This is a genomic window from Nonomuraea sp. JJY05, assembly GCF_043496855.1.
Lineage (GTDB): Bacteria > Actinomycetota > Actinomycetes > Streptosporangiales > Streptosporangiaceae > Nonomuraea.
Genome location: NZ_JBIEIS010000002.1, coordinates 52,214 through 66,023, shown reverse-complemented (window position 1 = coordinate 66,023; position 13,810 = coordinate 52,214). Strand labels below are relative to the sequence as shown.

Sequence of the window (13,810 nt, the reverse complement as noted above, 5' to 3'; positions counted from 1 at the left end):
CGGGCACCTTATCGGCCGGGGACGACAATCTTCGGAGATCCGGTTTGTCGGTGCCGCGTGGGATGCTGTCGGGCATGGATGTGTTGCGCGTGGTCGCCGCGGCGGTCGTGGACCGGGGGCGGCTGCTCGTCGTGAGCAAGCACGCCGCTCCGGACGTCTTCTACCTGCCGGGGGGCAAGCCCGAGGCGGGGGAGGAGCCGGAGGAGACGCTCGCGCGCGAGCTGGCCGAGGAGCTGGGGGTGACCCCGCACGACCTGGCCCTGCTCGACCACGTGGAGGACGTGGCGGCGCTGGAGGGCGTGCCCATGCGCATGACGGTCTTCACCGCCAGGGTTTCGGGGGTTCCGAGGCCGGCCGCCGAGCTGGCGGCACTGGGGTGGACGGACGGGCGTGACGCGTACGTGCCGCGCCTCGCGCCTGCCGTGCGCGACCACGTGGTGCCGCTGCTCGTGCGGGCCGGTGCCCTCGGAGGTGCTGCCTGATCAGGCAGTTGTCCCGACCGGGTTCGCCGGAGCCTGTGCGTGGAGGGCCAGGCTCCGGTTCATCGGGACAACTGCTTGATCACGCGATGATGGTGACGCTGCCGGGTGTGTCAGGCGGCGGAGATGCCGGCGCTGGCCGCGCGGCGCATGCGACGACGACGCTCGGAGGCGCGCTCGTCTTCGTTGAGACCGCCCCACGTGCCGTACTTCTCCGGACGGGACAGCGCGTAGTCAAGGCACTCGTTGCGGACGGGGCACTGGGCGCAGATCGCCTTGGCCTTCCGCTCACGTACGTCACGCTCGGGCTGCCGCTCCCCGTCGGGGCCGAAGAAGAGCACGAGGTCCTCACCCCGGCACGCGGCATCATCCTGCCAACCCCAGCTGGGGCGCGGGCGGGCGAGCTGCCGACGTACCTGAGACATGAGAAAACCACCTTCGTGAGAGGTATTTCGGTAATTGAGCCGCATTGGACGCTTATGGCGTCACTGTTCCAACGCAACGTTGGGCCGCGATGTTCCCTGTTCAGGCGAGAGCGGGCGTGGCATACCGCACAGGCGCGAGCCTGTCCAGCGAAACCAGCCGGTAGGTGGTGATCGTCTCGGCGCAAGCCGTACCACACGGCGCTGTGAACACCGATGGCTCAACCACAACCTGGAGCCGGACGTCGCCGCAGTTCCGCGCGTTGATTCGCACGATGGCTACGGTGACGTCGCCGTCCGACCTGGAGGATTCCACGGCCACCGCGCCGACGGAACACTCTCCCGTATGGGCTCGGGCGAAGTGCTCCACGGCTTGCAATGGCTCAGGGATGCCTGCGCGTCCCCGGTAGCGGTCGAGAATGACCTCGCCCGACCGGTACGCGTTAGCCGCTGCCAGTGCAGCAGCCTGAGACATGCTGCCGTAGAAAATTCCGTGTGGCAAGCACACCAGGTTGGCGGCGTAGCGATCGCCGCCAACGTGTGACGTTTCCCACACTCTGTCCGGCAAAGAATCGGCCAGCGTGCGAGCGAGGGGTAGTCCAATGCGGGCGCAGCACGCATTGCGCTTGGCGTGCGTGCAGACCAGAAATACCGGCTCGTCTTCAAGTATGCAGGACTCCGGGACCACTCCCGCCACGAAGGCGTCCAGGTCAAGATCGTCGGGACCTGCGACGACACCGCTCGCCAACCAGGGGCGGTCTCCTACCGCGTACGCGAGTAGCACACGGATCCCCTGCTCCTGCGGGCGGGTCCGCTTTCCCGGCCGGCGGATCAACTGGGGCCTGATACCGCGCTCGAGCGCCCGGCGGACCAGTTCGGAGATTTTTTCAGGAAGTTCGAAGTTTTCCAGGTGCGAGGGCCAGGCGCCGGTGTATTCGACGAGCAGCCACAGCCGGGCTCCCACGGTGGCACTGGCCAACGTCGGAACCTGTCCGGTGTGGCACCCGGCCGGATGCTCGCAGCCCCTCGCCAACGCCTGTTCTCCCTCCTCAACCCGAATTAGGTAAGACTAACCTAACGGATTGGAGGGGTCAGTCGCGGGTGGTTCGCTGCAACACGTCCCGTGTCGTCGGCAGCGCGCGGTCCCTGTCCTGCTTGACCAGGCCGATCCGGGTCCGCCTGTCCAGCAGGTCGCCCTCGTCGAGCGCGCCCTCGTGCCGGACCGACCAGACCAGCTCGCCCTCGGTGATGCCGAGGCCGACCTCCGCCGGGTACGCCTTGACGAGCTCGTGCACGGCCGCGGCCTCGCTGCCGTACCGCTCGGCCAGCCGGTGCGGCACCCCGGACGGCCGTGGGCCGGCCCCGGCGAGCGGGATCTTCCTGGTACGGCTCCGGCGTGCTGGGAGTTTCGCGGACGAGACCGCTTCATCCACCGCGTCCTCGGCCATCCGCCGATATGTCGTGAGCTTGCCGCCGACGACCGTGACGATCCCGTCATGTGCAAGAACGGCGTGTCTGCGCGAGATGTCGGCCGGGCGGCCGTCGGCCGCCAGAAGGGGCCTGAGGCCCGCGTAGGCGCCCGCGACGGCCTCCCGGGTCACCTGAGTCTCAAGAACCCCGTTCAGCACCTCCAGGAGCGTTCTGACGTCCTCCTCGGGCACCTCAGGAATGTCGGGGACGGGGCCGTCCACCGGTTCGTCGGTGAGGCCGACGTACACGCGGCCGTCGCGCTGGGGGAGTACGAGCGCGAATCGGTTGGTCTCTCCGGGAATGGGCACGTGCATGCCGGCGATCAGCCCGGGCAGCGTCCCCTGGGTCAGCACGAGGTGGGTGCCGCGCGAGGGACGCAGCTCCACCTCGGGATCCAGGCCGCCCGCCCACACCCCGGCCGCGTTGATCACCACTCTGGCGCGGACGTCGAACTCCTCGCCCGTCAGCTCGTCGCGTACCAGCGCGCCCTGGCCGGTGAGCCGCAGCGCGCGGCAGCGGGTCAGCACGCGGGCGCCGTGCGCGGCGGCGGTCCTGGCGATCGCCACGACCAGGCGGGCGTCGTCCAGCAGCCGCCCGTCCCACGACAGGAGCGCGCCGCGCAGGCCGTCGCCGTCGAGGACGGGCGCCAGCGTGCGCGTGCGCGCCGCGCTCAGCCGCGTCGGGCCGGGCAGCAGCCGGCGCGGCGTGCGCGCGGCGGCCCGCAGGCCGTCGCCGAGCCGGTAGCCGCTCATCACGAGCGCCGCCTGCCGGCGCGAGACCCCCTTCGTCAGCGGCAGCAGGTACGGGTGTGCCGAGACCAGGTGCGGAGCCGTCGTGCGGAGCAGGATGCCGCGCTCGACCGCGCTCTCGTAGGCGACGTCCACCTGCCCCTTGGCCAGATAGCGCAGGCCGCCGTGGATCATCTTGGAGCTCCACCTGGACGTGCCGAAAGCCAGGTCGTGCGCGTCGATCGCCGCTACGCTGAGCCCACGGGACGCGGCGTCCAGCGCGGCGCCCGCGCCGGTCGCGCCGAGCCCGACCACCAGCACGTCGAGCCGTTCCTCCGCGACCCGGCGCAGCTCACGGGATCTTCTGCGGGCGTTCAGCGAGCCGTTGTCCAAGGTGCCTCCATGCGAGCTATCCAAGATAGGCCTCCAGCAGGGCGGTGAGCTCGCCGTCGAGCTCGTCCATGGTCACGGGGCCGAGCATCGTGGGCGCCGACAGCAGGAACGACTGCGCCACCAGCAGCACCGCCCGCGCCCTGCCCGGGTCGCCGACGGCGCGCTCCAGGACCTCGAGTATCGCCTCGTGGCTGGCGCCGCGCCGGTCCAGCAGGTACGGCAGCAGCAGCTCCGGATCCGCTTCCACGATCTTCCGCCACAGCGGGTGGGAACGCAGCCCCTTGACCCCCTCGACGACCGCGCGCACCGGGTCCGACATGTCGAGCTCCTCGACCACCCGCACCCATTCCCTGGTCATCAGGTCCGCGACCAGCGTGCGCACGTCGGGCCAGCGGCGGTAGATCGTCATCCGCGACACCCCCGCCCGGCGCGCCACGTCGGTGAGCGTCGTCCTGCGCACGCCGTAGGCCAGCACGCAGTCGCGGGCCGCGTCCAGCACCCCATCATTGTGACGAATCGACGTCATGTGTCACAGTGTAAGCGTGACTGGAGAACCGATGCTGTGGTCCGGCTGGGGCGACCCGGCTCTCGCCCGCGAGCTGCCCTCGGGGGTCCGTGCGCTGCTGCGTGACTTCCTCGGCGTACGCGCTCCGGACGTGCCCGCCGTCGACCTCGAATCGGTGCGCCTGCCGCCGGTCGCCCTGCCCGAGCCGCTGCTCGGCGCGCTGGCCGGGGTGGTCGGCCCCGCGTACGTGCTGACCTCGCACGAGGCCCGCGTCCGCCACACGCGCGGCAAGTCCACCCCCGACCTGCTGCGGATGCGCGCCGGGGACGGCTCGGCCGCGCCCGACGCGGTGGTGCTGCCCGGCTCGCACGAGGAGGTGGCCGAGCTGCTGCGGGTGTGCTCCGCCGAACGCATCGCCGTGATCCCTTTCGGCGGCGGCACCTCCGTGGTGGGCGGCCTCACCGCCTCCCCGCCGACCTCCCCGCCGGGCTCCACGTCGGCGTCCGCGTCGGGCTCCGGCCCTGGCTCTGGCTCGGGCTCCGGCTTCACGGGGGTGATCGCTCTCGACCTGGGCCGGCTCGACCGCCTGCTCTCCGTGGACCTGGAGTCCCTGGTGGCCTCCTTCGAGCCCGGGGTACGCGCCCCCGAGGCCGAGCGGCTGCTCGCCGCGCACGGCCTCACGCTGGGCCACTTCCCCCAGTCCTTCGAGTACGCCACCCTCGGCGGCTTCGCGGCGGCCCGCTCCAGCGGCCAGGCCTCCGCCGGGTACGGGCGCTTCGACGACATGGTCGTGGGCCTCACGGTGGCCACGCCCGCCGGCACCCTGGACCTCGGGCGCGCCCCCAAGTCGGCCGCCGGGCCCGACCTGCGCCAGCTCGTGCTGGGCTCCGAGGGCGCCTTCGGGGTCATCACGTCCCTGCGGCTGAGGGTGCGCCGGGCTCCCGGCGAGCGGCGGTACGAGGGGTGGCGGTTCGGGACGTTCGCTGAGGGGACGGCGGCCGTGCGGGCGCTCGCCCAGGAGGGGCCGCTTCCGACGGTGCTCCGCCTCTCGGACGAGACCGAAACCATGATCGGCCTCGCGAAGCCGGACACCATCGGGTCGGGCGGCTCGGGCTGCCTCCTGATCGCCGGCTACGAGAGCGCTTCAGCCCCGGAAGGAGCCTCCGGATGGGGCTCGGTGGCGGCTCGGCAGGCCGGGGCCGCCGCCGTACTGACCCGGCTGGGCGGCGAGCCGCTGGGCACCGAGCCGGGGGAGGCGTGGGAGCACGGCCGCTTCTCCGCGCCGTACCTCCGCGACTCGCTGCTCGGGGCCGGGGCCACCGTCGAGACCCTGGAGACGGCCGGCTTCTGGGCGAACCTGCCCCGGCTCTACGACGCGGTGCGCCTCGCCCTGGCCGGCGCGCTCGGCTCGCCGCTCGTCATGTGCCACATCTCCCACGTGTACGAGACCGGCGCCTCGCTGTACTTCACGGTCGTCACCGCGCAGGAGGGCGACCCGGTGGCGCAGTGGGAGCACGCCAAGGAGGCGGTGAACGCGGCCATCGTGGAGGCGGGCGGCACGATCACCCACCACCACGGGGTCGGCCGCGACCACCGGGACGCCTATGCGGCCGAGCTGGGGCCGGTGGGCGTGAGCATCCTCCAGGCGGTCAAGGCCCAACTCGACCCCGCCGGCATCCTCAACCCCGGCGCCCTCATCCCACCTCCAGCCGCATAAAGCCACCCCCGCCTCCAAGCCCCCGCGCACCGCCACACCGGTCCCACCGCCCACCCCACACGCGCCACACCGGTCCCACCGCCCACCGACGTTCGCTACGGCGGTGCCACCGCCCACCGCCGCCCGCTACGGCGGTGCCACCGCCCACCGTCGCCCGCTACGGCGGTCCCACCCCCACCGCCGCCCGCTACGGCGGTGCCACCGCCCGTCGGCGTTTGCCGCCGCTGGCTCTCGCTTGCCTGGTCGCGGGCCATGGGCGCCGAGTTCCGCCGTTCGCCTTCGTGCCGACCTGGCGCGGCGAGGGCGGGTGGGTGGGTGTGCGGTGTGGGTGTCGCCTGCTCGGCGGGTCCTCGCCTCCCGCCGCCAATCCCGGCGGTGGGTCAGGGTTCGTCCGGGGGGAGGATTTGGTCGGCTTCTGCGAGCGCGGCGGCGGCTTCGCTGTAGCGGTGGAGGGACTCGAAGGTGGTGGCCAGGCAGCTCAGCGCCACCACCAGCGGGGCGCCGCCCGTCGGGCGGGTGAGCGTCACCGCCTCCTGCGCCAGGGGCAGCGCCTCCGCCGCCCGGTCCCGTTTGAGCAGGAGTTTGGCCTTGGCGAGCAGGCTGCGGGCCAGGAGGGTCGTGTGCGTGCCGGGAGAGCGTGCGTCGAGGGCGCGGCTTCGCGCCACCGCCTCGCTGACCCTTTTGAGAGCCGCCCCGCCCCAGCGGGATGACCGGGTTTGTGCGTATGCCAGCAGGCCCTCGATGACCTCCACGTCGGAAGTGCCTCTCCGGGTCGCGTCGTCCGGGCCGTTACGGGTCATGAAGCGCTCCCCTCGACGGTCCCTACCGCTTGCTTGGGGGGTTGAGGGTACACCATTGCGAACCTTCTGTGTTCCTTACGGTACGGAGCGTTCCGGGTGCGCGAATGGGTGATCGCGGTAAGTATGTGGTCATGGTGGAAGTCGCGGCCGAGCGAGGAAAGCAGCTTTCCTCAAGGGTGTCAGAGGAGGGAGCAGGGTGGGCCTGCACACAGACGGGGGCGTTCGCGCAGCTCAGACCCAACGATCACGGGTTTTCCTGGCTGAATTTGGCGACGCTGTGGAGATCGCGTAACGACATCCTCGCGGGGTTGTTCGGGGATCCGTCGGGCGAGGTTCGGGCGCGATGGGTGGCGGCTCAGGAAGCGCGGGGGATTGATCCGGAATTTCGCATCAAACCACCGGTCGGGGGAAATTTCAGTTTCCTGCTGCTCGGTGATACGGGAGAGGGAGACGCGTCCCAGTACGCCGTTGTTCCGGGAATGTTGAAAGTGGGGGAAGAGACGTCGTTCGCCGTCATAGCGAGTGATGTGATCTATCCGACGGGATCGGGCAACGAGTACGGGGACAAGTTCTTCCGTCCGTACAAGGACTATGACGCCCCGATCTACGCCGTCCCCGGCAACCACGACTGGTACGACGGGCTCGGCGGGTTCATGCGGGTCTTCTGCGACGCGCCGCCGCTCAAGCCGAAGCCGGACCGCTGGCTGCGCGGCCTGCTGTGGCGCAAGCCGGAGGCCATCGACGAGACGCGGCTGGCCAAGGCGCGCGAGCTGCGGGGCAAGCCGGCCCAGCAGGCGACGCAGCCGGCGCCGTACTGGGTGATCGAGAGCGACAGCCTGCTGATCGTCGGCGTCGACACCGGGATCAAGAACATCATCGACAAGGGGCAGACCGTGTGGCTGCGGCGCGTCTCGCGCGATCCGCGGCCGAAGATCCTGGTGACGGGCAAGCCCATCTACACCGCGAACGTCTACAAGCCCTCGCCGCTGGAGGAAGGCGGCACGATCGACGACATCGTGCGCGACCCGGCGCACCGGTACGTCGCGGCCATCGGCGGAGACGTGCACAACTACCAGCGCTACCCGGTCAAAGTGGGCGACCGGGTGATCCAGTACATCGTGTCCGGCGGCGGCGGCGCGTTCATGCACGCCACGCACACGATCCAGCGGGTCGACGTCAAGGGCGTGCACGAGGACGACTTCAGGTGCTACCCGCTGCGCGGCGACTCCCTGTCCTTCTACAGCCAGCTGTACGCGCGCCGCCTGCGGATGAAGTGGATGTACCTGACGCCGTCCGAGGCCCTGTGCATCATGTCGGACCAGATCAAGAACGAGCCGGTCAGGAGGCCCGAGGGCCCGGTCACGATCACCCGCAGGATGCGGTGGGCGGCGCGGCTGCTGGGGGCCTGGCCGTGGCCGTTCAGGCTGCCGGTCGACAAGGTGTTCCACCGCTACCTGTCGGAGCTGTCCGACTGGGATACGCCGCCGTTCTTCAAGCAGTTCCTGCACCTGTCGGTTACGCCCGAGGAGCTGACCGTGCGGTGCTTCGCCGCCACCGGGTGCCGGGCCCAGGAGGCCGACCCGCCGCTCGAGGACGAGGTGCGCATCGCTTTGTCGTAGCTTTTTTGTCTGGGCCGTTTGGCACCCTTGACCTCGTGCATGTCGTGGTCGCCGGAGAGACGCTGCTGCCCGTGGGCGGCTCGGCGTGGCGCCCCGCCGACCTGGCGGGGGCCGTACGCGAGCTGGAGGAGGCCGAGCGCCCGCGGTGGGTGTGGGCCGACGCGCGGGAGGTCTATCCCGACCTGCTGAGCGCGGGCGTGCGGGTCTCGCGCTGCCACGACCTCGCTCTCACCGAGGGGCTGCTGCTCGCGTACGAGGGCCGCTACGGCGAGAGCCGCTCGGCCAGGGCCGCCCACGCCCGGCTGCACGGACTGCCGGTGCCGGAGGAGCAGCAGAGCGCGCCCGGCACGCTGTTCGAGCCCGAGCCGCTCGCGGCCGAGGCCGTGGCGGAGGTGCTGGCCGACCAGCTGCGCCGGATCGAGGCGCTGCCCGAGCCGGGGAGGTTCCGGCTGCTGGTGGCGGCCGAGTCGGCGGGGGCGCTCATCGCGGCCGAGATGTCGTACGACGGCATGCCGTGGCGGCGCGACGTGCACGACGAGCTGCTGACCGAGCTGCTCGGGCCGCGGCCGGTCCACGGCATGCGCCCGGCCAAGCTGCAGGCACTGGCCGACGAGGTGACCGCGGCCCTCGGCCAGCCGGTCAACCCCGACTCGGTGCAGCAGCTCGTCAAGGCGTTCAAGGGGGCGGGGGTGGCGTTGAAGACCACCCGGTCGTGGGAGCTCAAGCAGATCGACCACCCCGCCGTGGCGCCGCTGCTGGCCTACAAGGAGCTGGCCCGCCTCTACAGCTTCCACGGGTGGGTGTGGGCCGACCAGTGGGTGCGGGGCGGGCGGTTCCGGCCTGAATACGTGGTGGGCGGCGTGGTGTCCGGGCGGTGGGCCACCAGCGGCGGCGGGGCGCTGCAGATCCCCAAGGTGATGCGCCGGGTGGTCGTGGCCGACGAGGGGTGGGTGCTGGTCGTCGCCGACGCCGCCCAGCTGGAGCCGCGGGTGCTGGCCGCGATGGCCGGCGACGTGGGGCTGGCCAGGGCCGCCGGGGAGATCGACCTCTACTCGGCGCTGGCGCAGTCGTTCGGCGGCGAGCGTGACCACGCCAAGATCGCGATGCTGTCCGCCATGTACGGCGGCACCAGCGGTGACGCGCCCAAGCTGCTGGCGGTGATGCGGCAGCGCTTCCCCAAGGCGTACCAGTTCGTGGAGGACGCGGCCAAGGCGGGCGAGGAGGGGCGCATCGTGCGCTCCTGGCTCGGGCGCACCAGCCCGCCGCCCTCACCGCGGTGGAAGGAGCTGGTGTCGGGGCCCGAGGGCGGGCGGGCGGCCCGGGACCGGGGGCGGTTCACGCGCAACTTCGTGGTGCAGGCCACGGCGGCCGAGTGGGCGCTGGCGCTGATGGCGGTGCTGCGCGGGCTGCTGCCGGAGCCGGCGCGGCTGGTGTTCTTCCAGCACGACGAGGTGATGGTGCACTGCCCGGCGGAGCAGGCGGAGAAGGTGATCGCCGCGGTGGCCTCGGCCGCGGCCGAGGCCACCCGGCTGCTGTTCGGGGCGACGCCGGTGCGCTTTCCCATGGAGGCGGTGGCGGTGTCGGCCTACGCCGACGCGAAGTGACGGCCACCCCGCCGCCGTTGCGGTGTCGGCCTACGCCGACGCCGAGTGACGACCAGCCCGCCGTTGTGGTCCCGGCCTACGCCGACGCCGAGTGACGACCCGCTCGCCGTGGCGGTGCCGAGGTGCGGGTCAGGAGCGGTCGGCGCGCCAGGTGATCGTCAGCCAGACGCCCGCGAGCGCGGCCATGACCCCCACGACCAGGCCGAGCACGCCGTAGCCGAGCGTCCCCACGATGGCGCCCGCGACGATCGTGCCCGTGGCGCCGCAGACGTTCATCAGCAGGTCCGAGAGTCCCTGGACGGAGGGGCGGCCTTCGAGCGGGACGGACTCCGAGACCAGGGCGGAGCCCGCCACCAGGCCGCACGACCAGCCGAGGCCGAGCAGCACCAGCGCGGCCGTCACCTGCCAGATCCGGTGCCCCGCCGTCCCGGCGAGCGTGGCGGCGCCCAGCAGCAGGGCCATGCCGAGCACGAGCACCGGCACCTTGCCCGCCTTGTCGGCCAGCCAGCCCACCACCGGCGACAGCACGTACATGCCCGCGATGTGCAGGCTGATCACGAGGCCGATGACGTCCAGGTTCGAGCCGTCGTGGTGGAGTTTGACCGGGGTCATGGACATGACGGAGACCATCGCCGTGTGGCTCACCGCGATCATGACGAGGGCGCGGCGGGCCGTCGGGGTGGTGCGGAGGGTCTGCCAGGCGGTGCGGATCGTCCCCTTGGGGCTGCGACGGGTGTCGGGGCCGTCGTTCAGGGAGCGGGCCAGCGTGAGCGGGTCCGGGCGCAGCAGGCAGAAGATCAGGGCGAGCGCCACCGCGAACGCCATCGCCGCGAACACGAACGGCCCCGCCTTCTCCACCAGCCCCAGCCGCATGCCGATCTGGTCGGTGGGCTTGGCCAGATTCGGGCCGGCCACGGAGCCGATCGTGGAGGCCCAGACGACCAGTGACAGGTGCCTGGCCGAGCGGCCCTTGGGCGACAGGTCCGTGGCCGAGTAACGCGCGGCCAGGCTGCCCGCGCTCCCGCCGCCCACGAGCACCAGCCCCGCCAGCAGCAGCGGCCACGTACGCAGGCTGATCGCGAGCGCCGAGATCAGGCAGCCCGCCAGCGCCGCCGCGTACGCCAGCGACAGGCCCGCCCGGCGGCCCCCGCTGCCCGACGCCTTGGCCGTGGGCAGGGCCAGCAGCGCCGCGCCGAGCACGGTGGCGGTGCCCGCGAAGCCGCTGATCACCGTGGATCCCGAGAGCTCGTCCACCACCACCGAGCTCAGCGCGAGCCCGACGGCGACCCCCACTCCGCTCACGATCTGCGTCGCGGACAGGACGCCCAAGGTGCGGCGCTGGACGGAGCGAATTCGGTCAGAGGACGAGACAGCGGGCGTTGTGGGGGCACTGGTCACTTGTGAAGTCTCGCATAGCCCCTGACATCACCCCAAAGGGCGATATTTCAGAGAATGGTGACTGAATCTCCCTGGGCGATGCGTCCGGGCACGTCCGGGATCAGGTTGATGCCGAACCAGACCTTGCCGTCCCACCTGCGATGCCGCGAAAGCGTCCTGATGGGCTCCTTGCCCTTCGTGTACGTGGCCGTGTCGATCGTGGTCAGCACGCACCGGTCGCACCGCTTGCTCACCCGGAAGTCGACCGCGCCGATGCGCACCCGCTTCCACTCGTCCTCGGCGAACGGCGTGCCGACGCCGTCGATCACCACGTTCGGCCGGAACCGGTGCATGGGCAGCGGCTCGGGCGCCTGCTCGCCGCGCTCCAGCGCGGTCTCCACGATCCAGTCGTTGAGCAGGGCGAGCGAGGCGCTGGACGTGAGCAGCAGCGGATAGCCGTCGGCCAGGCTCACCCGGTCGTCCGGCCGCCCGTACTCCGGATTGACGGGCCGGCGGGTCGGGTCGTCGAGCCACTTGAGCCGGACGGGTCGGCCCACCAGCCCGGACAGCCAGTCCGCCGCGTCGTCGCCGCAGTCGGTGAGCTCCACGGGGGTGCGCCCCACGGTGACCGTGGTCATGGCGGCGGTCGGCGTGACCCGCAGCGGGGCGGCGTGCGGGCCGGTCAGCGTGAGCGAGCCGCCGTCGAGCCGGGCCACGCAGGCCAGCAGGCGGGGCTCCTGGCGGGCCGTCAGGAGCTCGCCGCGCTCGTCGGTGACCAGGTAACGGCGGTCGCCGGCGAGCCCCCACGGCTGCACCTCGGCCTCGGGAACCTGGTGCCCGGCGGTGGACTTGACGGGGTAAAAGTGGATGCTCGCCAGCTTCATACGGCTGAAGGTACCCGACTGTCCTCCGGAGCCGGCGAGCGGTGCAGGGCGCCCGCCAGGGCCACGGTGGCCAGGGCGAGCACGCCGATCGCGGCCCCGATCCAGGCGACGGACGGGTAGCCGAGGCCCGCGCCGATGGCCAGCCCGCCGAGCCAGGGGCCGACGGTGATGCCGACGTTGAAGGAGGAGACGTTCACCGCGGCGGCCAGGGTGGGGGCGTCCTTGGCCAGGGAGAAGACGCGGGTGTTCAGGGCGGGGTTCATGCCGAAGCCGAACGCGCCGAGCAGGAAGACCGTCGCGATGGCCGCCGCGGGGACGGACGCGGTCAGGGCCAGCGCCACCGAGCAGACGATCAGGCCGGCGACGCCGAGGTACAGGGAGGGGAACGGCCGCGCGTCGGCGGTCCGGCCGCCGATGGTGATCCCGATCAGCGAGCCGACGCCGTAGAGCGCCAGGACCGCGGGCACCCAGGCGGGCTCCAGGCCCGTGGTGTCGACCAGCAGCACGCTCAGGTAGCTGAAGGAGGCCAGCAGGGCTCCCGTGGCCAGCGCGGTCGTGCCGTACGCGAGCCAGAGCCTGGGGTTGAGCATGGAGCGCAGCTCGACGGACACGCGCGGGGTCGCGCCGGCCTCCGGGCGGCCGCCCGGGATGGTGGCGAGCACGCCCGCTCCGGCCAGCGCCGACAGCGCCGCGACCGCCCAGAACGCGGCCCGCCAGCCGAGGTGCTGGCCGATGACCGTGCCCAGGGACAGCCCGATGATGGTGGCGACCGTCAGGCCGCCGGCGAGCACGCTCATCGCCTTGCCGCGGGCGTTCGCGGGCACCAGGCCGACCGCCGTGCTCGCCGCCACGGCCCAGAAGCCCGCGTACACGAACGCACCCACGACGCGCGTGGCGAACACCACGGTGTAGCTCGACGTCAGCGCGCCCGCGACGTGCGACAGGGCGAAGACCGCGATGAACGTCAGCAACGCCGTACGGCGTGGCCAGCGCAGGGTGAGGACGGCCAGCACCGGCGCGCCCACCAGCATCCCCATGGCGAACGCCGAGATCAGCAGCCCCGCCTCGGGCACGGACACGCGCAGGTCGGCGGCCATCTCCGGGAGCAGCCCGGCCAGCATGAGCTCAGAAGTGCCCTGCGCGAAGATCGAAAGCCCCAATATGTAGACGGCCAAGGGCATGGCGTTTCTCCTTTTTGGATTGATCGGTGCAAAACTAGGGCGTAAAAAAGATCAGAAAACGCCCAGGGCGGTTTTCGCGATCGACTCGAGCCCGTCCCGGCCCGTCCCGCCCCGCGCGGCCACGCGCAGGCCGCTGACGGTGGCGAAGACGAAGTGCGCCAGGGCGAGCGGGTCCTTCGCCGCGTCGATCTCGCCCCGCGAGCGGCCGGTCTCGATGGCGGCCCGCAGCATCTCCCGGCGCGTGTCGTTGTCGCGCCGCAGCAGCTCGGCGATCTGCGGGTCGTGCGGGGCGAGCTCGGTCATCGAGTTGACCACCAGGCACCCGGACGGCTCGCCGGGGACGGGGTCGACGGCCCACCACAGGACGGTCCTGATCTTCTCCTTGAGCGGCAGGTCGGCGTCCAGGGTCTCGGCGAGCGCGGCGTTGCGCTGGTCCATGTAGCGGCGCAGGGCCTTGACGAACAGGTCGTGCTTGCTGGCGAAGGTGTTGTAGATGCTGCTGCGCCCGAGCCCGGTGGCCGTGCACAGGTCCGCCGTCGAGGTGGCCTCGAAGCCCGCGGACCAGAACGCGCGCATGGCAGCCTCGACGGCGCGTTCCTCCTCGAACTTCCTCGGTCGCCCCATATCTCGC

Annotated in this window: 13 protein-coding genes; 4 read left to right on the top strand and 9 right to left on the bottom strand. The window is 71.8% G+C overall.

Going from position 1 to position 13,810, the window contains the following annotated elements; genetic code table 11:
- The first annotated feature begins 74 nt into the window (after positions 1–74).
- Positions 75–482, top strand: coding sequence for an NUDIX domain-containing protein (locus ACFKCF_RS02445; RefSeq protein WP_394490143.1), 408 nt, complete (start codon positions 75–77; stop codon positions 480–482).
- Between the two features lie 110 nt (positions 483–592).
- On the opposite strand, the gene ACFKCF_RS02440 is transcribed toward ACFKCF_RS02445, so the two are convergent.
- The 4 genes from ACFKCF_RS02440 to ACFKCF_RS02425 all read right to left on the bottom strand — a co-directional run bounded on the left by ACFKCF_RS02440 (position 593) and on the right by ACFKCF_RS02425 (position 4,018).
- A complete protein-coding gene (locus ACFKCF_RS02440; RefSeq protein WP_080036407.1) occupies positions 593–904 on the bottom strand; it encodes a WhiB family transcriptional regulator in 312 nt (103 codons plus the stop codon).
- Between the two features lie 100 nt (positions 905–1,004).
- Entirely contained in the window at positions 1,005–1,880 is an 876-nt protein-coding gene (locus ACFKCF_RS02435) for a sucrase ferredoxin (protein ID WP_394490141.1), read from the bottom strand.
- A 112-nt stretch (positions 1,881–1,992) separates the two neighbouring features.
- Positions 1,993–3,492 carry a glycerol-3-phosphate dehydrogenase/oxidase gene (locus ACFKCF_RS02430; RefSeq protein ID WP_394490139.1) on the bottom strand — a complete coding sequence of 500 codons (1,500 nt, stop codon included), beginning with the start codon at positions 3,490–3,492 and terminating at the stop codon, positions 1,993–1,995.
- 16 nt (positions 3,493–3,508) lie between these two features.
- Positions 3,509–4,018, bottom strand: coding sequence for a TetR/AcrR family transcriptional regulator (locus ACFKCF_RS02425; protein WP_394490137.1), 510 nt, complete (start codon positions 4,016–4,018; stop codon positions 3,509–3,511).
- A gap of 31 nt (positions 4,019–4,049) precedes the next feature.
- Here ACFKCF_RS02425 and ACFKCF_RS02420 point away from each other — a divergent pair, with 31 nt between their 5' ends.
- Entirely contained in the window at positions 4,050–5,714 is a 1,665-nt protein-coding gene (locus tag ACFKCF_RS02420; protein WP_394490735.1) for an FAD-binding oxidoreductase, read from the top strand.
- 380 nt (positions 5,715–6,094) lie between these two features.
- Here the strand turns inward: ACFKCF_RS02420 and ACFKCF_RS02415 are convergent, their stop codons facing one another.
- The gene (locus ACFKCF_RS02415; protein WP_394490135.1) at positions 6,095–6,514 is read right to left on the bottom strand and encodes a hypothetical protein; all 420 of its coding nucleotides are present in this window, start codon (positions 6,512–6,514) and stop codon (positions 6,095–6,097) included.
- A 371-nt stretch (positions 6,515–6,885) separates the two neighbouring features.
- On the opposite strand from ACFKCF_RS02415, the gene ACFKCF_RS02410 reads away from it, so the two are divergent.
- Both ACFKCF_RS02410 and ACFKCF_RS02405 read left to right on the top strand, forming a co-directional pair.
- The gene (locus ACFKCF_RS02410) at positions 6,886–8,133 is read left to right on the top strand and encodes a metallophosphoesterase family protein (protein ID WP_394490733.1); all 1,248 of its coding nucleotides are present in this window, start codon (positions 6,886–6,888) and stop codon (positions 8,131–8,133) included.
- 35 nt (positions 8,134–8,168) lie between these two features.
- Positions 8,169–9,737, top strand: a complete 1,569-nt coding sequence (locus ACFKCF_RS02405) for a bifunctional 3'-5' exonuclease/DNA polymerase (RefSeq protein ID WP_394490133.1) — start codon at positions 8,169–8,171, stop codon at positions 9,735–9,737.
- Positions 9,738–9,866: 129 nt separating this feature from the next.
- Here the strand turns inward: ACFKCF_RS02405 and ACFKCF_RS02400 are convergent, their stop codons facing one another.
- The 4 genes from ACFKCF_RS02400 to ACFKCF_RS02385 form a co-directional block, all read right to left on the bottom strand.
- On the bottom strand, positions 9,867–11,030 hold the full coding sequence (locus ACFKCF_RS02400; RefSeq protein ID WP_394490131.1) for an MFS transporter: 1,164 nt from the start codon (positions 11,028–11,030) through the stop codon (positions 9,867–9,869).
- Between the two features lie 152 nt (positions 11,031–11,182).
- Entirely contained in the window at positions 11,183–11,998 is an 816-nt protein-coding gene (locus tag ACFKCF_RS02395; protein ID WP_394490129.1) for an MOSC domain-containing protein, read from the bottom strand.
- Positions 11,995–13,179 (bottom strand): Cmx/CmrA family chloramphenicol efflux MFS transporter, encoded by a 1,185-nt coding sequence (locus tag ACFKCF_RS02390; protein WP_394490127.1) that lies wholly within the window; start codon positions 13,177–13,179, stop codon positions 11,995–11,997. The genes ACFKCF_RS02395 and ACFKCF_RS02390 overlap by 4 nt, the downstream gene beginning before the upstream one ends.
- A 51-nt stretch (positions 13,180–13,230) precedes the next feature.
- A complete protein-coding gene (locus tag ACFKCF_RS02385) occupies positions 13,231–13,803 on the bottom strand; it encodes a TetR/AcrR family transcriptional regulator (RefSeq protein WP_394490125.1) in 573 nt (190 codons plus the stop codon).
- Positions 13,804–13,810: the final 7 nt, after the last annotated feature.